The sequence below is a fragment of the Leptotrichia sp. oral taxon 223 genome, assembly GCF_013394795.1.
Lineage (GTDB): Bacteria > Fusobacteriota > Fusobacteriia > Fusobacteriales > Leptotrichiaceae > Leptotrichia.
In genome coordinates this window covers 1,272,306-1,294,311 of the sequence record NZ_JABXYU010000001.1, presented here as the reverse complement: position 1 = coordinate 1,294,311, position 22,006 = coordinate 1,272,306, and the positions used below count along the sequence as shown (strand labels likewise).

Below are 22,006 nucleotides of genomic sequence, written 5' to 3'. Positions count from 1 at the left end.
CGGCTTGTCTAAGCATTTTTTGAAATATTCCCAAATTTTATTTGGGAAAGTAGTCTAAACATTTATTATTTGGATAAACCTGGATTACTACGAAATTGAAACTCGCTTTTAACAAAAGTTATTATCAACTCTATAAATTAATCACGATTTAAAGAAAATGAAAAAGCTCAAACAGTCAATTTCATTCCAAAAAAATCACGACATTTTTAGTTTAATTATAAATAGATATGTTAATAGAAAATAAGCAAAATTTCGTTAAAGAAAAAATAACTGTTTGAGATTTTGAAACAAATTTTAAATTATATTTAGTTAATTATGTTAAAATAATCTTGATTCAAAATCGAGTTTTATTTTTTCTTTATTAAGAAAGTTTTGCGTAAGCGGGAGTGCAGAGGTATGGCGTCTGATACCTCTGCGTTAAAAGAGTTAATATAAAAAAGGAAAAACAATTACTAATTAAGATAACTTGTAATAAAAATTTAGGAAATAGCTTAATTAATAGTTCACTTGTTGTAAAGAAAGAGAAGAAAAGAGGTGCAGGATGTCAGACGATATCAGAGATGACGATAAAAGAGAAGAAGAGATAACGGAAATGGATGAGAATGATGATAGGGAGATAGTTGTAGAAGGGCTGCCTAAGGCTACAGATTTGTCGAATGAATCTAATGTTTATATCGAGGATGAGATAAAGGCGGCTTATCTGGATTATTCGATGAGTGTAATTGTGAGCCGTGCGCTGCCTGATGTGCGTGACGGATTAAAGCCCGTGCATAGAAGAATTCTGTTTTCCATGAGTGAAATGGGTATGAGCCATAAGACTCCATTTAAGAAATCGGCAAGAATTGTCGGGGATGTACTGGGGAAATACCATCCACACGGGGATTCTTCAGTTTATGGCGCAATGGTTAGAATGGCGCAGGACTTTAATATGAGATATGAACTTGTTGACGGACATGGAAACTTTGGTTCGATTGACGGGGATGAAGCGGCGGCAATGCGGTATACGGAAGCTAGAATGGCTAAAATTACTGAGGAGCTGCTTGCAGATATTGGAAAAGATACGATTGACTACAGAAAGAACTTTGATGAAAGTCTGGATGAGCCAGTTGTGTTGCCTGCAAAACTGCCTAATTTGCTACTAAATGGGGCAAATGGGATTGCAGTCGGAATGGCTACAAATATTCCGCCGCATAATTTAGGAGAAGTAGTTGATGGAATTATTGCATTGATTGATAATCCTGAAATTTCGATTGATGAACTGATTACTTATGTAAAAGGGCCGGATTTTCCAACTGGCGGTATAATTAATGGGAAACAGGGAATTTATGATGCGTACAGGACTGGACGCGGAAAACTGCGGGTTGCAGGACGTGTGGAAGTTGAAGCTTCTAAAACTGGAAAAGAGTCGATTATTGTTACAGAATTGCCGTATCAGGTAAATAAAGCCAGACTTATTGAAAAAATTGCTGATTTAGTAAGACAGAAGAAAATTACTGGAATATCAGACTTGCGGGATGAAACTGATAGGGACGGTATCAGAATTGTAATTGAATTGAAAAAAGGTGAAGAAAGTGAATTAATTCTGAACAGTCTTTACAAGTTTACCGATTTGCAAAATACATTTGGTGTAATTATGCTTGCACTTGTGGATAATGCACCGAGAGTATTAAATTTAAAGCAGGTTCTTCAGAAATATCTGGAACATAGGTTTGAAGTAATTACAAGAAGAACTGAATTTGAGCTGAAAAAGGCTAAAAATAGAGCTCATATTTTGGAAGGATTCAAAATTGCACTTGATAACATTGAGGAAGTAATTAGAATTATACGTGCTTCAAAGGATGTAAATGTTGCACGGGTTGAATTAATTGCAAAATTTGGATTTTCGGAAATTCAGGCGAAAGCTATTCTGGATATGAGATTGCAGAGGCTTACTGGACTTGAAAGAGATAAGATTAATCAGGAATATAATGAACTTATGCTATTAATTGAAGAATTAACTGGAATTTTGTCCGATGATTCAAAAATATATGGTATAATTAAAGAAGAAGCGCTTAAATTAAAAGAAGATTTTGGAGATGAACGTAGAACTGAAATCAGAAATGCAAGAGCCGAAATCAGCATAGAAGACTTGATTAAGGATGAGGAAGTTGTTGTAACACTTACAGAAAAGGGTTATGTAAAACGTATGGCAATTGATACTTACCGTTCTCAAAAACGTGGAGGAATCGGAGTAAACGCTACAAATACAATAGAAGACGATGTCGTAAAAGACATGTATATAGCAAAGACTCTTGACACATTGCTTATTTTCACAACGAAAGGAAAAGTATTCAGCATAAAAGTGTACGAAATCCCTGAAACTGGAAAACAGGCACGTGGAAAACTGATAGGAAATATCATAAATCTAGATGATGATGAAAAAGTTAGCACAATAATAAAAGTCCGTGAATTTGAAAAAAATAAAAATCTATTCTTTGTCACACGGAATGGAGTTGTGAAAAAATCTGAGCTGACATTGTTTGACAATATCAAAAAAGCTGGAAAAAGAGCTATAAGGCTGAATGAAGATGATGAAGTGATGTTTATCGGGCTTACAAGCGGAAGTGGGGAAGATGAGATTTTTGCGGCTACAAGAAACGGCATTGCCATTAGATTTTCTGAAAAAGACGTAAGAAGCATGGGAACTGGAGCTGCTGGAGTGAGAGGAATAACTCTTCGGGATAAGGACAGAATTGTAGGTGCGGCAATCATTAATTCAGAAATGGATGACGCCGAAGTAAGAATCCTTACAATTACTGAGGAAGGATATGGAAAACGTACTAAGTTATTAGAATACAGACTGACATCTCGAGGCGGAAAGGGAATTATCAATGCAAAACTTAATGATAAAACTGGAAAAATCGTGGATGTAAAAATTGTCAAGGAAAATGATGAAATTATGCTTATTACATCAGAAGGTACATTAATCAGAACGAGCGTCAATAACGTATCAGTAATAGGGCGTTCGGCATATGGTGTGCGAATAATGAAAGTCAGAAATAATGAAAAAATTGCTTCGGTGGTAAAAATTACGGAAGAGCCTGGATTGGACGAAGATAAACAATAAATTAAGATAACAAAACTATCATATAGAAGGAAGTGGTTAAAATGTTACAAAAAAAAGCATTATTTTTAGTTACGGCAGAAAATGAAGCCCAGCCATTGGTTAATTTTGCGAAAATTTTTAAGCAAAAATATAACGCTGATATTGACGTTATTTACATCAAGGATGTCCTGAAATATGAGGTATTCCCTGTAAGCATAGAAGGAATGGGACTAAATATCGGAGCAAACTATGCCTTTAAGGAATACAGGGAACTGGAGGAAAAAACTGTAAAAAAACTAAAGGAAAAAATGACTTCTGATATTGCAAACTTTTATACAAAAGACGGAGAAACATCTGAAATTGTACTGGAAGAGCTAAAAAAATATGATTTGCTTGTACTTGTGAAAAATGACAAAGTAACTCCCGTACTAAAGGAAATATTAAGAAGTATCTTTAAACCGTTAATTATATTGCCAAATGCAGAAAATTTCAAGTTAGATAATTTGATGCTGCTTGATGATGGCGCTTACAATGCAAATAAAACATTATTTACTTTCTTCCATATATTTGGTGAGCAAAAAGTTGACGTATTGCGTGTAAATGTTGAAGAAGAGGATGAAAACAGCTTGGCTGAAAGATTTGGAGATAATTACAACCTTATTCATAAAAAGGGGGATACATTCAAGACAATTATGAATGAAGCCCAAAATTATGATCTGGTTCTAATGGGAGATTTGAGATACACAGTAATGGTGGAAAGAATTACCGGCAAACTAGGAGTCAGAATATTGGAAAATCTTCAAAAGCCAATATTTATCGTATAATTTAAATCCTTACTATAGCAGTTCCAGTTTAAAACGAGAGCAGAAAGTTAGGATTATCTATAGCCAATCCCATCGCTTTTTACATATTTTTGCTCCAGTTTTCAAGGAATCGGCTATAATTAAGAAATTTTAAGCTAAAACTGGATTCTAAATTATCTGTCATAAATTGATTTTAATAGATTTTGCTCAAACAGTTTTTATAAAAAATATAATTTCTGTTTGGGTAAATCTGATTTTTAAACAAAAATTATTTTTTTAATAATAATTATTTAAAAGGGTTTTGAAAAAAATAAAAAAACATATTTTAAAATATTAATTTTTTTTAGGTAAAAATTTTCTTATAATAATTTCATTTTTAGAACAAAATAATTCGTAATTTAAAATAGTTATAAAATTAATATGAATAATTATGCTATATTTCACAAGCAAAATACCCATAAATAACCGTAAAGTAGTATTTTTTTGCAGTAATTGTAATTTTGACTTTTTAGAAATTCTTAAAAATAAAGAAAATTATAATAAAAATAATATACTTTATAAAATTTTTTGGATTATAATAGATTTGGCATTAACGTAAATGTTGTTTCTTATATATAATATAGAAAATTAGGAATAAATTAAAAAGTGTGCTATAATGATAAATAAAATTACTTACTAAAGTGTATTTGGAGTTTAAGATATTTTGTTAAAAAGATAATATATACCAAAAACTCTTTCAAATTGAACTGAAAATAAATAAGTTTTGAAGACTGAATTTAATGTATTTAAATTTTAATTTTAAAATAAATTTATTGAAGATTGATTTTGATTTTAAGTATGTAAAAAGTTTTTTTCAATGGAGAAATAAACAAAAAGGAATATGGAGAGAGGAGATTTAATGAAGGTATTGATTTGTTCCGATAGTCACGGAAGGCTTGATTATTTTCAGCAAGTAATGGATCTGGAGCAGCCAGAAATTGTAATTTTTGCAGGAGATCACAGCACAGATGCAATTGATATGTCGTTAGTCTACAGAGATGTACTTTTTGCTATTGTAAAGGGAAATACTGATATAGATGATTATGAGTCTAGAGAAACTAAAATATTTGATTTGATGGGAAAAAAGGTACTATTGACACACGGGCATCTATACAGCGTAAAAACTACACTTGAAGAATTAGAAAAAAAAGCGCATTTAGAAAAGGCTGAAATTTGTGTTTTTGGGCATACACATAAGGAATTTATGGCAGAAAAAAATGGAGTAATATTTGTAAATCCGGGGGCATTACAAGATAAGAAATACATAATTTACTATGGTGGTAAAAAATTTGAACAAAAAACATTGAAATAATTTGAACCGTTACTGGCTTTAGTTTGGAATAGAGAAAAGACATAATTACTGAGTGAAATCAGGATTATGTCTTTTTTTTCGCAGGATTCTCATTGTCACAAATCTTGCACCTAGGCTAGACTCCATTTAAAAAATAGAAATAAAATTCTATAATAATTAATTTGACAGCCTTGATGAAAAAAATCAAACCTAATTTTTAAGTATCCATATAAGGGATTTTTACTTAAATTTTGAAAAACTGCTCATTGTTAATAAATATTTTTTATAATTCATGTTTTTTCTTTTTATATAAGCAAGAGAAATCAATCGTTATTTTCCTTTATTTCGCATTCAATTTTTTTTAAAATTATATAAACTTAAATATAATTTTAAATTTTTTTTTTAAAACTATTGACAAAATGAAAAATCATAGTATACTCAAAATAGAAGTTATAATAATTTCATTTTGAAATTGAATTTAAAAACTATAATTATTTTACTTAAACCTCAGTATTATTTGATTCATTAGTTCAATAATAAGAGGTTTGCACACATATTACAACGGAGTAATGTGAATTTATGAAATAACGGTATAAAATTACAAATAAAAATAAAAATATAAAGAACAATAATATTTTGGAGCAAAGGAGCTTGAGAAATTATTTAAATTTTTTAGTTCCTTTTTTATTTTTCAATGATTAATAATTTGTATATATAAATTTATTAATTAATAAAGCGAGGAGGTGAATTTGGGATTAAATTATTTATTGAATAAAAAAAATAATTTCAGGAGGAAAGACATGGCAACATTAAATGCATTAGGAATGATAGAAACAAAAGGGCTAGTGGCTGCGATAGAAGCTGCAGATGCAATGGTTAAAGCTGCAAATGTGACATTAATTGGGAAAGAGCATGTAGGAGGAGGACTTGTAACAGTTCTTGTAAGAGGAGATGTTGGGGCTGTAAAGGCTGCGACAGATGCGGGAGCTGCGGCTGCTGAAAGAGTTGGGGAACTGATTTCAATTCATGTAATTCCACGTCCGCATGCGGAAGTAGAAACTATTTTGCCAAAAGGAAGAGAATAGTAAATAATTTTAGGAGGTAATGGCTATGGCAACATTAAATGCGTTAGGAATGATAGAAACAAAAGGGCTGGTGGCTGCGATAGAAGCTGCAGATGCGATGGTTAAAGCCGCAAATGTGACATTAATTGGGAAAGAGCATGTAGGAGGAGGACTTGTAACAGTTCTTGTAAGAGGAGATGTTGGGGCTGTAAAGGCTGCGACAGATGCGGGAGCTGCGGCTGCTGAAAGAGTTGGGGAACTGATTTCAGTTCACGTAATTCCACGTCCACATGCGGAAGTAGAAACTATTTTGCCTAGATAAAATAAATTTTAGAAAGGATTTGTCAAATGGAAGAAGAAAAAAAACAGAGAATGATTCAGGAATACGTACCTGGCAGACAGTTGACTCTGGCTCATATAATTGCAAATCCGCAAAGAGATTTATCAAAAAAAATAGGACTTTCTGAAAATAAGACAAATGCAATAGGAATACTCACAATAACTCCAGGAGAAGCAGCAATCATTGCGGCGGATCTGGCTACGAAAAGTGCCGAAGTGGAAATAGGATTTGTAGACAGGTTTACAGGATCGGTTGTAATAAGCGGAGATGTGGGAAGTATAGAAGCCGCTGTAAATGAGGTGGTTTCATATTTTGAAAATGTCCTGAGATTTAGCATAACTCAGATAACGAGGTCATAAAATTGAAAAAGATACTTTTGATAGGAAAATCCATGTGCGGTAAAACAACATTAACCCAGAGAATACATGGACTTGACATAAAATATGAAAAAACGCAGATGCTGACATATTCCAATGACATACTTGACACTCCAGGCGAATACATGGAAAACAGGATGCTTTACAAGGCGCTGATTGTAAGCTCGTATGACTGTGATGTTATTGGGATGGTGCAGGCGTGTGACGAGGAGCATAATGTGTTTCCGCCAGGGTTTTCAACAGCTTTTACAAAGCCTGTAATCGGAATTGTAACTAAGACTGATTTGGGTAAAGATGTGAAAAGGGCTCGTGAAATATTGGAAAATGCAGGAGCTGAGCGAGTTTTTGCTGTAAGTTCCTATGAGAATGAAGGGATTGAGGAACTTGTGAAATATTTGGAAGATGATTCCGAGCAGATTAGAAGGTGATAGATAGATGGATTCGTACGGATATGTGGAAACACGGGGGCTTGTGACTGCAATAGAAGCTGCAGATGCTGCCTTGAAGGCAGCTGATGTAACACTTACAAACTGCTACTATGTAAAAGGTGGAATTGTGACCATTGAAGTAGCGGGAGATGTGGCTGCTGTAAATGCCGCTGTGGATGCCGCAAGTGAAAGTGCCAGAAGGCTTGGAAATTTCCTGAGCAGTAACGTTATTGCAAGAGTGGCTTCTGAAACAAAGAAAATTCTGATAAGTGACATTGGAAAAAAATCTGATGAAAAAACTGCCGATGTGCAAAACGATGAAGACATTATTGAAAAATCGGACAATGATAATGAAAAAACTGAAGTGCAAATAATGACAGAAGAAGTGATTGAGCAGGCAGTAAATGAAAATGCAGATATTGAAAATGAAAATGAAAACCAATTTATCAAAGAGCAGCCTGAAGATATTGCAGAAACGGAAACAGAAGGAATAATAGAAGAATCAGTTCAGGAAATAACGGAAAATGCAGAAACAGGGAACCAAAATAATATTATTCAGGAAAATGAAGAAGTTTCAATAACAGAAACTTTAAAAAAAAAAGATGAGGAAACAAAAAAGGTAAAAAAACAGTATCAGGACATGAAAGTAGTGGATTTAAAGACAAAGGTCAACAACCTTAAAATTGGCTACACATGGAATCAAATAAAGACGATGCCTAAGAAAAAATTGATAGAAATTTTAGTAAGAAATAATAAGGAGGAATAACGATGGCAACATTAAATGCGTTAGGAATGATTGAAACTAAAGGGCTTGTAGCTGCAATAGAAGCTGCAGATGCGATGGTGAAAGCTGCCAATGTAACTTTGATTGGAAAGGAACACGTTGGTGGAGGACTGGTAACAGTGCTAGTAAGAGGAGATGTCGGGGCTGTAAAGGCTGCGACAGATGCAGGGGCTGCGGCTGCTGAAAGAGTTGGAGAATTAATTTCAATTCATGTAATACCACGTCCTCATAATGAAATTGAAGGCATACTGCCTAAGCCAAGAATAGCTGAGGCTGAATAAGAGAACTAAAAATAACCAGTAAACAGCGGTTATTTGCAGAAAGGACAGACTATGGATAAAGATTTGCAATCAATACAGGAAGTAAGGGATTTATTAAATGATGCAAGCAGGGCATTTGAAGAATACAGTCAGTTCTCGCAAGCTCAAATTGATGAAATAGTAAGGGAAATATGTGAAGAAGCCCAAAAACATGAAGTGGAACTGGCAAAACTGGCCAATGAAGAAACAGGGTTTGGACGCTGGGAAGACAAAGTTTTGAAAAATAGACTGGCTTCAGCTGGCGTGTATGAAACTATAAAGGATTTGAAAACAAAAGGGATAATTTGTGAAGATAAGGAAAAGGGAATAACAGAAATAGGGGTTCCAATGGGAATAATCGCAGCGTTAATCCCTTCAACAAACCCTACTTCCACAACAATATACAAAATAATGATTTCATTAAAGGCAGGAAATGCGGTAATCGTAAGTCCTCACCCGAATGCGAAGAACTGCATAATAAAAACTGCTGAATACCTAATAAGAGCTGCTGAAAGAAAAGGGGCTCCAAAAGGATTAATCGGAGTTATAAAGACGCCTACATTGCAAGCAACGCAGGAACTTATGAAGCACAAGAAAACTTCATTGATTCTTGCGACAGGCGGGGAAGCGATGGTAAGAGCCGCTTACAGCTCTGGAACACCTGCGATAGGAGTAGGACCGGGAAACGGGCCTTCATTCATTGAAAGAAGCGCAGACATCAGAAAGGCGGTTAAGAGAATAATAGACAGTAAAACTTTCGACAACGGAGTAATTTGCGCATCAGAGCAGTCAATTGTTACGGAAGAAGTAATAAAACATCAGGTTGTGGACGAATTGAAGCGGCAAGGTGCATATTTCTTGAACAAGGACGAAAGGGAAAAAGTTGGAAAAATCCTTATGAGGGCCAACAATACAATGAATCCGAAAATAGTAGGAAAAACAGCTTTGTATATAGCTGCAATGGCGGGAATAACAGTTCCTGTAACTACAAAAGTTCTAATTTCAGAAGAAACGGAAGTTTCACACTTAAATCCTTATTCAAGGGAAAAATTATGTCCAGTATTGGGATTTTTCATAGAGGAAACTTGGGAAAAAGCGTGTGAAAAATGCATAGAAATCCTCCAAAATGAAGGAATCGGACATACAATGTCAATGCACACAAACAACGAAAATATCATAAGGGAATTTTCTTTGAAAAAACCGGTTTCAAGACTGCTTGTAAACACACCTGCGGCACTTGGAGGAGTTGGAGCTACAACTAACCTTATACCTGCATTCACATTAGGATGCGGAACAGTTGGAGGAAGTGCAACTTCTGACAATATAGGGCCTTTAAATCTTATAAATATTAGAAGGGTGGCTTACGGGACAAAGGAACTGGAAGCATTGAAAAATGAAGGCAACTGTACAGACAAGTGTGGACTGAATACTGGAAGCAGTTCACAAATTAGTGAGAGTGATATAGAAAGTATCATAAGAAAAGTATTGGACGGAATTTATAAAAAATAGATAGGGTGTGATAAAAAATGCCTGTTATAACAGAAGGAATGCTTAGAAAATTAGATAAGGAAGGGCAGCTTGAAAAAATACATATAACTGAAAAGGACATCCTTACACCGTCAGCAAGAGAATTTTTAAATGTAAAAAAAATTGATTTCAGGATAAAGAAGTCACAGGAAAAATTTGTCAATAATGAGAAGACTGCTGAAAACAAAGTTAAAGATTCTCCGGCTAATGCTTCCGAAGAAAAAGTTATTAAAAAACGGCAGTACAGGGATTATATAACAGGAGCGGTTTACGATAAGAAGCCTGAATTTATGACTCAGCTGTTTGGAGATAATTTAGTCGTGAAAAATCATAAAAGAATCGTTTTAAGAGGAAAATTTGATATTTTGCAGGCTGAAATAATAAAATATTGGAAAAAATATGAGAAAAATAAAAAGCTGGAAAGCGACTTTGCACAGACATATAGATTCGTGAGGGATCTGTTTATAAGCGAAATGACTGATATGGAATTTCAGGAAAGGGATGTGCTGGGATACGATATTGACACATTAAAGGACATAACTCATAATACGGTAAAATATTTTAAAACAGGGCATCTGTTTGAAATAAACATAGATTTTGATGAATCAGTTATTGATATAAATTATTTGAGAGCTTTGTCGAGGGAATGTGAAGTTGCCGCAGTTGACGCTTTTTACAAGGAAGGAAAAGTGGAAAGGGTGGATATGCTAAAGGCATTGAACCGTCTGAGCAGTATATTGTACTTAATGATGCTAAAGGCAAATAACGGAGATTATAAATAATCTCAAATTTCGGGAGATGCTATGGACAGAAATGAATTGGAGAGAATAATAAGAGAAAAATTACAGGAAATCCTAGGTGCAGAAAAGGACGACACCTTTATGGTTGAGGCTTCGGGACGGCATGTACATCTTACAAAAGAACATGTGGAAGCGCTTTTTGGGAAAGGTTACGAGCTGACGCCTGTAAAGGAATTGTCACAGCCGGGACAGTTTGCGGCAAAGGAAAGAGTCAGAGTAATCGGGCCGAAAGGAGAGTTTTCAAACGTTGCAATATTGGGGCCGTGCAGAAATTTTTCACAAGTGGAATTATCGCTTACCGACTGCCGTGAAATAGGAGTCAAAGGAGTGATAAGGGAAAGCGGAAAAATCGAAGGGACGCCTGGAATACTGCTAGGTGTAGGCGATAAGTACGTGCAGCTGGATAAAGGCGTCATCGTTGCCAAAAGACATATTCATATGACAAGTGAAGATGCAAAAAGATTTTCTGTAAAGGACGGTGAAGCTGTAAAAGTAAAAATTCATAGCGACAGGCCGTTAATATTTGATGATGTCTTAATAAGAGTAAAGGATAATTTCAGACTGAGCATGCACATTGACTTTGATGAAGCCAATTCCTGCGGGTATACTTCAGGAGTGGTCGGAAGTATTGAAAAATAGATGTAAAAAGCATTGTGAGGAGATAAAATGGATACTCAGAAATTAATAGAAGTGCTTGCAAGGGAAGTGTTAAAGGAAATTGCCAAAAGGGAAAATGAAAATTTGTCTGAAAATAATGAGATTATTTCTAAAAAATCAATAATAGTGGCTTTTTTGGGAAATGATGAAATTTTAAAGGACGAATTAAAAAAAGAAACATCATTCGTAGAAAATGTAAAGTTAGACAGCACATGGGAAGCCATTGGACAATGTGAAAATAAAAAAATACTTGTCGTATCAACACTTGGAATAAATGAACTGATTGAACTTTCACAAGGGAGAAAAAGCATTATAACAGAATTTCTTTTTAACGATGGCAAAATCGTGATCGTGGAAGAAGGGCTGGAATATAAAAAATATACTAAGCCTGCCGCATTAATAAATCTTTATGATGAATATGTTAAAAAAGTTCAGGAATTTGGAATAAAGGTTGTAAAAAGAACGGAAGTTAAAAATATTTTTAATGCCAAGGAAAAAGTATATTTGAAAGGCCTGATAACAGAAAGAAGGCTTAGAGATTCAGGGCTTCGAAATCAGATGATTGTAGTTGATGGCAAAGGTAAAATAACTTCCCTTGCGATGGATTATATAAAAGAAAATAGCATTGAATTATGCTATGAAAGAGGAAAATGATATGTTAATTGGAAAAGTTGTAGATAATGTCTGGGCAACAAGGAAAGATGAAAAACTGAAAGGGCTGAAACTTATGGTAGTTGAAGTGGAAGGGACAGATGAAGGACGTGGGAGCAGAAAAATGGTGGCGGCTGACTACATTGGCGCTGGACAAGGTGACAAAGTGATAATTGTTACAGGAAGCTCTGCAAGACATATATTTGATGCTGAAACTCCAGTGGACGCAACTATTGTAGGAATAATAGACAGTTTGGAATCAGAAAAGGAGTAAAAAAAATGAGAAAAAGATTGATAACGGTAAAAAATCTTTTTGAATATGTTCAAGATAAGGAACTGGTGGTTCAGGCTGATATGATTATTACTCCCGGGGCAAAGGACATGATTAGGGAACAGGGAGTTGAAGTAAGATATGAAAAATCTTGCTGCAAATCAAACTGTGAATCGGGAAATAACATCAGAAAAGATGTGAGAAAGGATTGTGAGGATTTGGAAAAGAAAGCGATTGAAATACTCGTAAAAGATTACAAAATAACAGATCCTGAAACAGTCCGGAAAATATTATCCAAATTAAAGGAACTACAGTAGAACTGCTTTAGAACTAAATTTAAAAGTTATGACTATTTTGCTCATCCCTGGAATTATTTACTTTTAAGCTGGACATTAAAGGGGCTTGAGCATGCAATAGAAAGGAAGTGGATTTGATGGGTTTATTTCAGATAAAACCGGATATTCATTATGGCGCTAATTCTTTGGATATATTAAGAACATTGGAAATGGAGAAAGTATTTTTAGTTACAGATGGGAATATGGTAAAGCTGAAAGTTGTAAACAGAATAACAAATATCTTAAAATCAAGAGGAATAGATGCCAAAATATATTCGGATGTTAAGCCGGATCCTACAGATGAAGAAATTATAAAAGGAATGCTTGAACTTAGTGCATTTGATCCTGACTGCATAATAGCGCTGGGAGGAGGTTCACCGATAGACGCCTGCAAATCAATGATTTACTTTACAAATCAGATAAAAAGGGCAATGGGTGAACATAGAAAGCCTAAATTCATTGCAGTACCGACAACAAGCGGAACTGGCTCAGAAGTAACATCTTATGCAGTTGTTACTACTCAAGGTAAAAAAATACCTTTAAGCGACAGCGAAATGCTGCCTGACATAGCAATCTTAAATCCAGAATTTATAAAAACTCTTCCGCCATCAATAATTGCAGACACAGGAATGGATGTGCTGACACACGCTATAGAGGCATATGTTTCAAAATCAAGAAACCTGTTTACAAATACGCTTGCGATAGGGGCGATAAAGACAGTATTTGCTGATTTGGTAAGCAATTTTGAAAATCCGCAACTGGAAAGGGAAAGAATTGACTTGCAGATTGCGTCTTGCATGGCAGGGGTGGCTTTTAGCAATGCGGGACTGGGAATAAACCACAGCATAGCACATTCGCTGGGAGCAAGATTTCACAAGCCACATGGAAGGCTTAATGCAATAATAATGCCAAAAGTTATACAGTTTAACGCACAAAATAAGGATGCGGCAAGATATTACCGTGAAATTGCTGAAGCGTTGGGATTTGACCCTAAGGAAGATGCACAAGGCGTGGAAATTCTGGCAAAGGCTATTAAAATGAGAGCGGTTAAAATGGGAATACCAAACAGCCTGAGGGAACTTGGAATTTCTGAAGATCAGTATTTTTCTGAAATGGAAAGTGTGATTGATCAGATAGAAAACGATATGTGTACAGGAGAAAATCCAAGAAGATTTAGCAGAATTGAAATGAAACAATTATTGGCAGATTTGTATTAAATTTGGAGGAAAAGGGGAAAAGATGAGAAAAATAATAGTTGTAGACGATGAACCGATAACGAGAATGGACATATGCGAGATACTTAAGGAAGCGAATTACGATGTAGTTGCTGAGGCGGGAGATGGATTTGATGCAATAGAGCAAAGCAGAAAATATAAGCCGGATTTTGTAATAATGGATATTAAAATGCCTATACTGGATGGACTGAAAGCGGCGAAAGTAATAACGAAGGAGAAATTGTCTAGAGGTGTTGTTTTACTTACGGCCTATTCCAACAAGGAATTTATAGAAGAAGCAAAAAATATAGGAATAATAGGATATATAGTGAAGCCCATCGACGAAAAGTCCTTTATTCCTAATTTGGAAATCATATTTAACAAGCAGGAAGAGTTTGAAGAACTGGAAAAGAAGTATTTAAAAACAAGTCAGAAGCTGGAGGACAGGAAAAAAATTGACATTGCTAAAAGCATTCTGATGAAAACAAGGAATTTTACTGAAAATGAAGCATATGAGTACATAAGGACACTTAGCATGAACAAAAGGTGCGATATGGGAAAAATAGCCGATATTATAATTTTATCTGGAGATGAAAATGCTTAGAACAATATGTAAACAATATACGAAGCTTTCAAATAAGGATATTGAAAAGCTGGAAAAAATATGTGAGGGGCTGCCTGTTATGAGCAAGCTGCTAAAAGCGGATGTATTTATCGACTGTTCAACAGAACACAGAGATACGGCGATTGTGGTTGCTGAGGCAAATCCAAGAAGAGGCTCAAGTTACACTCAAAGCGTTGTAGGAAAATTTGCCTATAGAAAAAATGAGCCGGCGGTATTAAGAACGCTGGAAACTGGACATCCATCACGAGACTACAAGGCATTGACGCAGGAAAATAAAAGTGTTACGCAAAATGTGGTGCCTATAAGAAGCGATAAAACAGATGGTGCAGTGATAGCCGTTCTTATAGTCGAGGAAGGCGTGAATGAGGAAAGCATCAATAAGGAGCTAAGTTTTTTAAACAATGCTACTGATGAAATTCTTATGAGTTCCGTTGGAATGCTGCGGGAGAGAAAAATAATTGACTATATTAATGATGGAATTATAATTTTTAATGAAGAAGGAGTGTGCATATATGCCAATTCCAGAGCAAAATATGTGTACAGGAAGATAGGCTATAAGGATTTTTTCCTTGGAGAAAAGTTTGACAATATTGTAATTGATGATGTTGAATTTGAGGATGTGCTAAGCGGAAAAGTAAAAGAAAAGTCCGATGTAAACATATCAAATATGGTTTTGAGCCTGGAATACATTTTAATAAGGGAAACAAAAAATGTCAAAAATGTAGTTCTGTTTATCAAGGACATTACTGAAATTAAAATCAAGGAAAAAGAGCTTGTCTTAAAATCAGTTGTAATCAAGGAAATACATCATAGAGTGAAAAATAATTTGCAGACAATAGCAAGCTTGCTTAGGATACAGGCAAGAAAAACAGATGATAAGGCTGTAAAGGCTGCATTCAGCGATAGCATAAACAGGATTTTGAGTATTTCGGTAACTCACGAGCTGCTTGCTCAGAATGGACTTGATGAGCTTAAAATCAAGGAAGTCATAAATAAAATTCTGAAAAATTCGGTGAGAGAAAATCTGGAGGGACACTTAAAACTAAAAATAGATGTAATTGGAGATAACTTTGAAATTAATTCAGATAAGGCTACAACCATTGCCCTTATAGTGAATGAACTTGTGGAAAATTGTATAAAGCACGCTTTTAAGGAACGGAGCAGAGGACATATAATAATTAAAGTGAAAAGAGGAGAGATGAAATCTTATGTTTCTATAAGCGATGATGGAATTGGAATGGATGAAAAGGATTTTGAAAAGGGAAGCATTGGGCTAAGGATAGTTAAAAGCCTTGTGAAGGAAAAACTTTATGGGAATCTGGATATAAAGACTGGAGAGAAAGGAACAGAAATCAGCTTTGGTTTTGAAAATTGATTTATCTTGTAAGGTAAATATTAATAAAGACAAAGGAGTCTTATGCAATGATAGAAGAAATATTAAGTGTGGGAATAGATATTGGGACTTCTACGACACAGCTTATTTTTTCAAAAATTTACATTGAAAACAGAGGGACTGCATTTACAGCGCCTCAGCTTAAAATAATAGGAAAAGAAGTTATATATAGAAGTGACATTTATATTACTCCACTGGAAACTGAAACAAAAATAGATGCAAAAAAAGTTAAGGAAATAATAGAATCTGAATACAGAAAAGCCAATATACAATACAAGGATGTTTCAACGGGGGCTGTAATAATAACAGGAGATACGGCAAGAAAGGAAAATGCGAAGGAAGTGCTGCAAATTCTTAGCGGAATGGCAGGAGATTTCGTTGTTGCGACAGCAGGGCCCGATCTGGAAAGTATTATCGCCGGAAAAGGTTCAGGAGCTTATGGATATTCTGAGCAGAAAAATACGAGCATCGTAAACTTTGACATTGGAGGAGGAACTACAAACATTGCAGTTTTCAACAGAGGGGAAGTGGAAGACACTACCTGTCTTGACATCGGAGGACGGCTCATAAAATTTGATGAAAACGGGAACACACGTTATATTTTCAAAAAAATGTACGATATTGCCGATGATGTGAATGTAAAACTGGAGTTAGGCAGAAAAGTAAGCGAGCAGGACTTGAGAAAAATAACGAGAAGAATGGCGCAGCTTATTTTTGAAAGCGTTGAACTTTTGCCAAAGACTGATTTATATCGTAAAATAGTAACTTATAAGGATTTTAGAAAACATAACGGCAACATCGAGCATTATTCGTTTACTGGAGGAATTGCGGATTTTGTTTATGGAAGAACTGAAAAGGACTTGTACAAGTATAACGATGTAGGAGTAATTTTTGGAGAGGAAATGGTAAAAGTCCTGAAAGAGTTAAATATAGAGCCCCTGAAATTAAGCGAAACAATTGGAGCGACAGTGGTTGGGGCAGGAAGCCATACTACAGAAATAAGCGGCAGCACAATAACTTATACTGAAGGAATTTTCCCGGTAAAAAATATTCCTGTGTTGAAACTGTCAGAATCGGATGAGAGTTTGCCGTATAGCCAATTAGGAAAGGTTATTGAAGATAAGCTGAACTGGTTTAACTCTGAAAATGAAATTGAAAATGTGGCGCTTGCCTTTAAAGGTAAGCATAATATGGCATATACTGACATAATGGAGCTCTCTTCGGTAATTTCAGACGTTATAAAAAGAAAACATGACAAAACTCATCCTGTAATCGTCATAGTTGAAAACGATATGGCAAAAGTATTGGGACAATGTATGAAACTTGCGCTTGATGGCTATGATATAATCTGCATAGATAGTGTAAAAGTGAGGGATGGAGATTATATTGACATAGGAGCGCCACTGGGAAATGGAAATGTTTTACCTGTTGTAATAAAAACATTGGTATTCAGTTATTAAATAAAAAAATTTAGAGAGGTGGCATGTAACAATGGTATTAAAAACTAAATTATTCGGACATACGTATGAATTTAAATCTGTAAAAGATGTACAGAATAAGGCAAGTGAATTTAGATCAGGAGATGAACTTGCGGGAGTAAGTGCAAGCACAGCGGAAGAAAGAGTTGCTGCAAAAGCTGTACTGGCTGAATTAACATTGAGAGATTTGAGAAATAATCCTGCAGTGCCTTATGAGGAAGACGAAGTTACAAGAATTATACAGGACGCTGTAAATGAAAAAATTTATGGAGAAATAAAGAACTGGACTGTAAGTGAATTAAGGGAATGGATTTTGGACTCGCATACAACAGGAGCCGATATAAAGAGAATCAGCAAAGGGCTTACAAGTGAAATGGTGGCGGCGGTTGCCAAGCTTATGAGCAATATGGATCTTATTCAAGGAGCAAGCAAAATAAGAATTAAAAAATTCTGTAATACTGAAATAGGTGGAGAAGGAATACTTGCAACAAGATTGCAACCTAACCACACTACTGATGATCCAGATGGAATTATGCTTTCTACTTATGAAGGGCTTAGTTTTGGACAAGGAGATGCATTACTAGGATTAAACCCAGTTGATGATAGTGTTGACAGTGTTATGAGAGTGTTGCACAGATTCCACGAAATCAAGACTAAATGGCAAATTCCTACACAAATCTGCGTATTGGCTCACGTAACTACACAAATGGAAGCAGTTAGAAGAGGAGCACCTACAGACTTGATTTTCCAAAGTATTGCAGGATCTGAAAAAGGAAATGAAGCATTTGGTATAACTGGAGATATGCTTCAGGAAGCAAGGGAACTGGCATTAAAGCATGGAACAGCGACAGGGCCTAACGTAATGTACTTTGAAACAGGACAAGGTTCAGAACTGTCGTCGGATGCGCACCACGGATGCGATCAGGTTACAATGGAAGCAAGATGTTACGGATTTGCTAAAAAATTTGATCCGTTTATCGTAAATACAGTTGTTGGATTTATCGGACCGGAATATCTTTATAACAGCAAACAGGTAATAAGGGCTGGACTTGAAGATCATTTCATGGGTAAACTTACAGGAATTTCAATGGGAGTTGACGCTTGCTATACTAACCATATGAAAGCAGATCAAAATGATATTGAAAATTTGAAAATATTATTGACAGTTGCAGGATGTAACTATTTTATGGCTATTCCTGCGGGAGACGACATCATGCTTAACTATCAAACATCTTCTTATCACGATGATGCTACATTAAGAGACATATGTAACAGAAGACCTATAAAACCTTTTGAAAAATGGCTAGAAAAAATGGGAATAATGAAAGATGGAAAACTTACAGATAGAGCCGGAGATGCTTCAATTTTCTTAAAATAGGGAGGAAAAATCAATGTTATCAGAAAGAGAACTAAAAGACGTAATTGAAAAAATAATAAATGAAATAAAAACAGAGGAAACGCCAGCAAAAGAAACATCTGTCACAGTTATGGAAGAAAAAGCGCCAGTTGTCAGCACAAGTTCCACTTATGACCAAGATGAAAATCCACGTGAAAATCCACACATTGTAAATGGAGAAGTAAGAGATATTGGAAAAATAAATATAAAAGAGCAGATGCTTGTGGATAATCCTGAAGACAGGGAAGAATATATGAAATTAAAACAGAAAACATCTGCAAGGCTGGGAATCGGAAGAGCTGGAACAAGAATGAAAACGGAAGTTCTGTTAAGATTAAGAGCGGATCATGCCGCTGCGCAAGATGCCGTATTTAATGACGTTCCTACAGAATTTCTCGATGAACTTGGATTATTTGAAGTTACTACTGAGTGTGAAAGCAGAGATCAGTATATAACTCGTCCTGACTTGGGAAGAAAAATTTCACAAGAAGGAATAAAAATCATAGAAGAAAAATGTAAAAAAAATCCAACAGTGCAAATAGTAGTGTCAGACGGGCTAAGTTCAACTGCGATTGAAGCGAATGCTAAAAATATAATACCTGCAATGTTAAATGGGCTTAAAGGATATGGAATTGATACTGGTACGCCATTCTTTATCAAATATGGAAGAGTTGGAGCGGGAGATCACGTCGGAGAAATCCTGAACGCTGATGTTGTGTGCATATTAATTGGAGAGCGTCCAGGACTTACAACTGCGGAAAGTATGAGCGCCTACATTACTTACAAGGCTCGTCCAGGAATTTCTGAAGCAAAAAGAACAGTTGTGTCAAATATTCACAAGGACGGAACTCCATCATCAGAAGCGGGGGCGCACGTTGCAACATTGATTAAGAAAATAATTGACGCAAAAGCAAGTGGACAGGACTTGAAATTGTAAAAATAACTTAAATAAACCGAACTTTGAGAATAAAAATAAAATTAACATTTTTAGGAGGAACAATGAAAGGCGATAGACTAAAGGCTAATGTATTAGCTGTGAGATTAATTCCGAATGTGGACAGAGATATGGCTAAAGAGCTGGAATTACCTGATGAGCATAGAAGTATAGGTATTATAACTGCAGACTGCGATGACGTTACTTACACAGCGCTGGACGAAGCTACGAAAAAAGCCGTTGTTGACGTGGCTTATGGAAAATCATTCTATGGTGGGGCTGCAAATGCAAATACAAAACTGGCTGGAGAAGTAATAGGAATCTTGTCGGGACCTACTCCTGCGGAAGTAAAAAGCGGACTTGCCGCTGCAGTTGACTTTATTGAAAATGAAGGGGCATTTATAAGCGCAAATGATGATGACAGCATTGCATATTATGCACATTGCATATCAAGAACAGGAACTTATTTATCAAAAACAGCAGGAATCCAAGAAGGTGAATCGCTGGCTTACTTAATAGCGCCGCCGCTGGAAGCAATGTATGCTCTGGATGTTGCATTAAAAGCTGCCGATGTGAGATTGGTTGCATTTTATGGACCGCCTTCAGAAACAAACTTTGGTGGAGGGCTTTTGACAGGAAGTCAATCTGCATGCAAGGCTGCGTGTGATGCGTTTGCAGAAGCTGTAAAATCTGTGGCAGACAATCCATTGACTTATTAATGAACAAATCATTAATTATGGTAAAATCACTTTAAAACCAGGCTTGAAAAAGTTATGACTGTTTGATTTTGAAAAGGATTGAGCAATAAATAGAATTGCCTTGTAAATTTATAATACTATTTTCATTAGGTAAAAAATTATTTTGGTTAGGCAATTCTATATTTTTCTAAAATATTTGGGAAAAGGCTCCTATAAATATAACTTTACTTGTATTTTTATTATTAGAACTTCTGCATAATTGGGAGATAATGCAACTAAAAGATATTTTATGTGAAGTAATCTTGTATAAACATAATTTTGAGTATTTTCATTTAAAACAAAATAATTAAATGAAAATTTGGGAGGAATATAAAATGGGAATAGATAAAATAATAATTATTATTATGACTATCTTTATGGCAATAGGTGGAATAGATAAAATATTTGGAAATAAACTGGGATATGGTGAAAAATTTGAAGAAGGAATAATGGCTATGGGTTCACTTGCGGTTGCTATGGTTGGGATTATTTCTTTAGCACCAGTTTTAAAAAATCTTTTAACGCCAATAGTAGGACCAATTTATTCAGCATTAGGAGCAGATCCGGCTATGTTTGCAACAACACTTCTTGCAAATGATATGGGAGGAGCTCCACTTGCATTAGAAATGGCTAAAAATCCAGAAGCTGGAAGATTAGCGGCATTTATATTAGGTTCGATGATGGGACCAACTATCGTGTTTACAATACCAGTAGCATTAGGAATTATTGAAAAAGATGACAAGCCATTTTTGGCAAAAGGAATTTTAGCTGGAATTACTACAATACCGTTAGGAGTACTTGCAGGTGGATTAGTGGCTGGATACCCAATAGGATTAATTTTAGTGAATTTGATACCAATAATAATTGTTGCTGCATTAATTATTTTAGGTTTAATTTTTATGCCTGAAAAAATGACAAAAGGATTTGAAGTTTTTGGTCAAGCTGTGGTAATTATAATTACAATAGGGTTAGTGGCTGCAATTATTCAAAAATTAACAGGTTTTGTTGTAATTCCAGGGATGAAATCAATTGATGTAGGATTGGAAACAGTTGGAGGAATTGCAATAGTTTTAGCTGGAGCATATCCATTGGTACATTTTATTACAAAAGTATTTGGAAAACCACTTGAAGTATTAGGAAAAGGACTTGGAATGAATGAAGTTGGTGCGGCTGGATTAGTTGCAACTTTGGCTAATAATATTCCAATGTTTGGAATTTTAAAAGATATGGATGCGAATGGAAAAGTTATGAATATTGCTTTTGCAGTAAGTGCGGCATTCGTCTTTGGAGACCATTTAGGATTTACAGCTGGATTTGAAGGTGGAAAGTATACTCAAATGATTTTCCCAATGATAGTTGGAAAATTAGTGGCAGGAGTAACAGCGATAGTTGTAGCAAAAATATTATTCTGCAAAAAAGAGACTGCAAAATAAAAATGTGAAAAAATGATTATCTGAGGAGATGAAATATGAAACTTA

Annotated in this window: 23 protein-coding genes; all 23 read left to right on the top strand. The window is 35.2% G+C overall.

The window, feature by feature from the left end; all coding sequences use genetic code 11:
* Window positions 1–541 precede the first annotated feature (541 nt).
* The 23 genes from gyrA to eutH all read left to right on the top strand — a co-directional run bounded on the left by gyrA (window position 542) and on the right by eutH (window position 21,961).
* Window positions 542–3,106, top strand: coding sequence for a DNA gyrase subunit A (gene gyrA, locus HW275_RS06420; protein ID WP_178935746.1), 2,565 nt, complete (start codon window positions 542–544; stop codon window positions 3,104–3,106).
* A gap of 41 nt (window positions 3,107–3,147) precedes the next feature.
* A complete protein-coding gene (locus tag HW275_RS06415; RefSeq protein WP_178935745.1) occupies window positions 3,148–3,909 on the top strand; it encodes a GntR family transcriptional regulator in 762 nt (253 codons plus the stop codon).
* 877 nt (window positions 3,910–4,786) lie between these two features.
* Complete coding sequence (locus HW275_RS06410) at window positions 4,787–5,239, top strand: YfcE family phosphodiesterase (protein ID WP_178935744.1); 453 nt, start codon at window positions 4,787–4,789, stop codon at window positions 5,237–5,239.
* Window positions 5,240–6,018: 779 nt separating this feature from the next.
* Entirely contained in the window at window positions 6,019–6,303 is a 285-nt protein-coding gene (locus HW275_RS06405) for a BMC domain-containing protein (RefSeq protein WP_021770241.1), read from the top strand.
* 25 nt (window positions 6,304–6,328) lie between these two features.
* Window positions 6,329–6,604 (top strand): BMC domain-containing protein, encoded by a 276-nt coding sequence (locus HW275_RS06400; RefSeq protein WP_178935743.1) that lies wholly within the window; start codon window positions 6,329–6,331, stop codon window positions 6,602–6,604.
* 26 nt (window positions 6,605–6,630) lie between these two features.
* On the top strand, window positions 6,631–6,981 hold the full coding sequence (gene eutS, locus HW275_RS06395; RefSeq protein WP_178935742.1) for an ethanolamine utilization microcompartment protein EutS: 351 nt from the start codon (window positions 6,631–6,633) through the stop codon (window positions 6,979–6,981).
* Window positions 6,982–6,983: 2 nt separating this feature from the next.
* Window positions 6,984–7,427: a EutP/PduV family microcompartment system protein gene (locus tag HW275_RS06390; protein WP_178935741.1), complete on the top strand. Its 444-nt coding sequence runs from the start codon at window positions 6,984–6,986 to the stop codon at window positions 7,425–7,427.
* Between the two features lie 7 nt (window positions 7,428–7,434).
* A complete protein-coding gene (locus HW275_RS06385) occupies window positions 7,435–8,193 on the top strand; it encodes a BMC domain-containing protein (RefSeq protein ID WP_178935740.1) in 759 nt (252 codons plus the stop codon).
* Between the two features lie 2 nt (window positions 8,194–8,195).
* Entirely contained in the window at window positions 8,196–8,492 is a 297-nt protein-coding gene (locus HW275_RS06380) for a BMC domain-containing protein (RefSeq protein WP_178935739.1), read from the top strand.
* Window positions 8,493–8,543: 51 nt separating this feature from the next.
* Entirely contained in the window at window positions 8,544–10,019 is a 1,476-nt protein-coding gene (locus HW275_RS06375) for an acetaldehyde dehydrogenase (acetylating) (RefSeq protein WP_178935738.1), read from the top strand.
* Window positions 10,020–10,036: 17 nt separating this feature from the next.
* Entirely contained in the window at window positions 10,037–10,819 is a 783-nt protein-coding gene (locus HW275_RS06370) for a cobalamin adenosyltransferase (RefSeq protein ID WP_155283240.1), read from the top strand.
* Between the two features lie 21 nt (window positions 10,820–10,840).
* A complete protein-coding gene (eutD, locus tag HW275_RS06365) occupies window positions 10,841–11,476 on the top strand; it encodes an ethanolamine utilization phosphate acetyltransferase EutD (RefSeq protein WP_178935737.1) in 636 nt (211 codons plus the stop codon).
* Window positions 11,477–11,503: 27 nt separating this feature from the next.
* Window positions 11,504–12,148 carry an ethanolamine utilization protein gene (locus HW275_RS06360; protein ID WP_178935736.1) on the top strand — a complete coding sequence of 215 codons (645 nt, stop codon included), beginning with the start codon at window positions 11,504–11,506 and terminating at the stop codon, window positions 12,146–12,148.
* A 1-nt stretch (window position 12,149) separates the two neighbouring features.
* Window positions 12,150–12,419, top strand: a complete 270-nt coding sequence (locus HW275_RS06355; protein ID WP_155283279.1) for a EutN/CcmL family microcompartment protein — start codon at window positions 12,150–12,152, stop codon at window positions 12,417–12,419.
* A 5-nt stretch (window positions 12,420–12,424) separates the two neighbouring features.
* Window positions 12,425–12,733, top strand: a complete 309-nt coding sequence (locus HW275_RS06350) for a hypothetical protein (RefSeq protein ID WP_178935735.1) — start codon at window positions 12,425–12,427, stop codon at window positions 12,731–12,733.
* 116 nt (window positions 12,734–12,849) lie between these two features.
* The gene (locus HW275_RS06345; RefSeq protein WP_178935734.1) at window positions 12,850–13,968 is read left to right on the top strand and encodes a 1-propanol dehydrogenase PduQ; all 1,119 of its coding nucleotides are present in this window, start codon (window positions 12,850–12,852) and stop codon (window positions 13,966–13,968) included.
* A gap of 22 nt (window positions 13,969–13,990) precedes the next feature.
* Window positions 13,991–14,569 (top strand): ANTAR domain-containing response regulator, encoded by a 579-nt coding sequence (locus HW275_RS06340; RefSeq protein WP_178935733.1) that lies wholly within the window; start codon window positions 13,991–13,993, stop codon window positions 14,567–14,569.
* Complete coding sequence (locus HW275_RS06335) at window positions 14,562–15,965, top strand: sensor histidine kinase (RefSeq protein ID WP_178935732.1); 1,404 nt, start codon at window positions 14,562–14,564, stop codon at window positions 15,963–15,965. The genes HW275_RS06340 and HW275_RS06335 overlap by 8 nt, the downstream gene beginning before the upstream one ends.
* Window positions 15,966–16,012: 47 nt before the next feature.
* Window positions 16,013–17,443, top strand: coding sequence for an ethanolamine ammonia-lyase reactivating factor EutA (eutA, locus tag HW275_RS06330; protein WP_178935731.1), 1,431 nt, complete (start codon window positions 16,013–16,015; stop codon window positions 17,441–17,443).
* Between the two features lie 31 nt (window positions 17,444–17,474).
* The gene (locus HW275_RS06325) at window positions 17,475–18,839 is read left to right on the top strand and encodes an ethanolamine ammonia-lyase subunit EutB (RefSeq protein WP_178935730.1); all 1,365 of its coding nucleotides are present in this window, start codon (window positions 17,475–17,477) and stop codon (window positions 18,837–18,839) included.
* Window positions 18,840–18,852: 13 nt separating this feature from the next.
* Window positions 18,853–19,794, top strand: a complete 942-nt coding sequence (gene eutC / locus HW275_RS06320; RefSeq protein WP_178935729.1) for an ethanolamine ammonia-lyase subunit EutC — start codon at window positions 18,853–18,855, stop codon at window positions 19,792–19,794.
* 62 nt (window positions 19,795–19,856) lie between these two features.
* The gene (gene eutL, locus HW275_RS06315; RefSeq protein ID WP_178935728.1) at window positions 19,857–20,510 is read left to right on the top strand and encodes an ethanolamine utilization microcompartment protein EutL; all 654 of its coding nucleotides are present in this window, start codon (window positions 19,857–19,859) and stop codon (window positions 20,508–20,510) included.
* Window positions 20,511–20,863: 353 nt separating this feature from the next.
* Window positions 20,864–21,961, top strand: a complete 1,098-nt coding sequence (gene eutH / locus HW275_RS06310) for an ethanolamine utilization protein EutH (protein ID WP_178935727.1) — start codon at window positions 20,864–20,866, stop codon at window positions 21,959–21,961.
* Window positions 21,962–22,006: the final 45 nt, after the last annotated feature.

Coding starts and splice junctions, on each gene's coding strand:
- gyrA (WP_178935746.1), top strand. CDS start 542: ATGTCAGACGATATCAGAGATGACGATAAAAGAGAAGAAGAGATAACG.
- HW275_RS06415 (WP_178935745.1), top strand. CDS start 3,148: ATGTTACAAAAAAAAGCATTATTTTTAGTTACGGCAGAAAATGAAGCC.
- HW275_RS06410 (WP_178935744.1), top strand. CDS start 4,787: ATGAAGGTATTGATTTGTTCCGATAGTCACGGAAGGCTTGATTATTTT.
- HW275_RS06405 (WP_021770241.1), top strand. CDS start 6,019: ATGGCAACATTAAATGCATTAGGAATGATAGAAACAAAAGGGCTAGTG.
- HW275_RS06400 (WP_178935743.1), top strand. CDS start 6,329: ATGGCAACATTAAATGCGTTAGGAATGATAGAAACAAAAGGGCTGGTG.
- eutS (WP_178935742.1), top strand. CDS start 6,631: ATGGAAGAAGAAAAAAAACAGAGAATGATTCAGGAATACGTACCTGGC.
- HW275_RS06385 (WP_178935740.1), top strand. CDS start 7,435: ATGGATTCGTACGGATATGTGGAAACACGGGGGCTTGTGACTGCAATA.
- HW275_RS06380 (WP_178935739.1), top strand. CDS start 8,196: ATGGCAACATTAAATGCGTTAGGAATGATTGAAACTAAAGGGCTTGTA.
- HW275_RS06375 (WP_178935738.1), top strand. CDS start 8,544: ATGGATAAAGATTTGCAATCAATACAGGAAGTAAGGGATTTATTAAAT.
- HW275_RS06370 (WP_155283240.1), top strand. CDS start 10,037: ATGCCTGTTATAACAGAAGGAATGCTTAGAAAATTAGATAAGGAAGGG.
- eutD (WP_178935737.1), top strand. CDS start 10,841: ATGGACAGAAATGAATTGGAGAGAATAATAAGAGAAAAATTACAGGAA.
- HW275_RS06360 (WP_178935736.1), top strand. CDS start 11,504: ATGGATACTCAGAAATTAATAGAAGTGCTTGCAAGGGAAGTGTTAAAG.
- HW275_RS06355 (WP_155283279.1), top strand. CDS start 12,150: ATGTTAATTGGAAAAGTTGTAGATAATGTCTGGGCAACAAGGAAAGAT.
- HW275_RS06350 (WP_178935735.1), top strand. CDS start 12,425: ATGAGAAAAAGATTGATAACGGTAAAAAATCTTTTTGAATATGTTCAA.
- HW275_RS06345 (WP_178935734.1), top strand. CDS start 12,850: ATGGGTTTATTTCAGATAAAACCGGATATTCATTATGGCGCTAATTCT.
- HW275_RS06340 (WP_178935733.1), top strand. CDS start 13,991: ATGAGAAAAATAATAGTTGTAGACGATGAACCGATAACGAGAATGGAC.
- HW275_RS06335 (WP_178935732.1), top strand. CDS start 14,562: ATGCTTAGAACAATATGTAAACAATATACGAAGCTTTCAAATAAGGAT.
- eutA (WP_178935731.1), top strand. CDS start 16,013: ATGATAGAAGAAATATTAAGTGTGGGAATAGATATTGGGACTTCTACG.
- HW275_RS06325 (WP_178935730.1), top strand. CDS start 17,475: ATGGTATTAAAAACTAAATTATTCGGACATACGTATGAATTTAAATCT.
- eutC (WP_178935729.1), top strand. CDS start 18,853: ATGTTATCAGAAAGAGAACTAAAAGACGTAATTGAAAAAATAATAAAT.
- eutL (WP_178935728.1), top strand. CDS start 19,857: ATGAAAGGCGATAGACTAAAGGCTAATGTATTAGCTGTGAGATTAATT.
- eutH (WP_178935727.1), top strand. CDS start 20,864: ATGGGAATAGATAAAATAATAATTATTATTATGACTATCTTTATGGCA.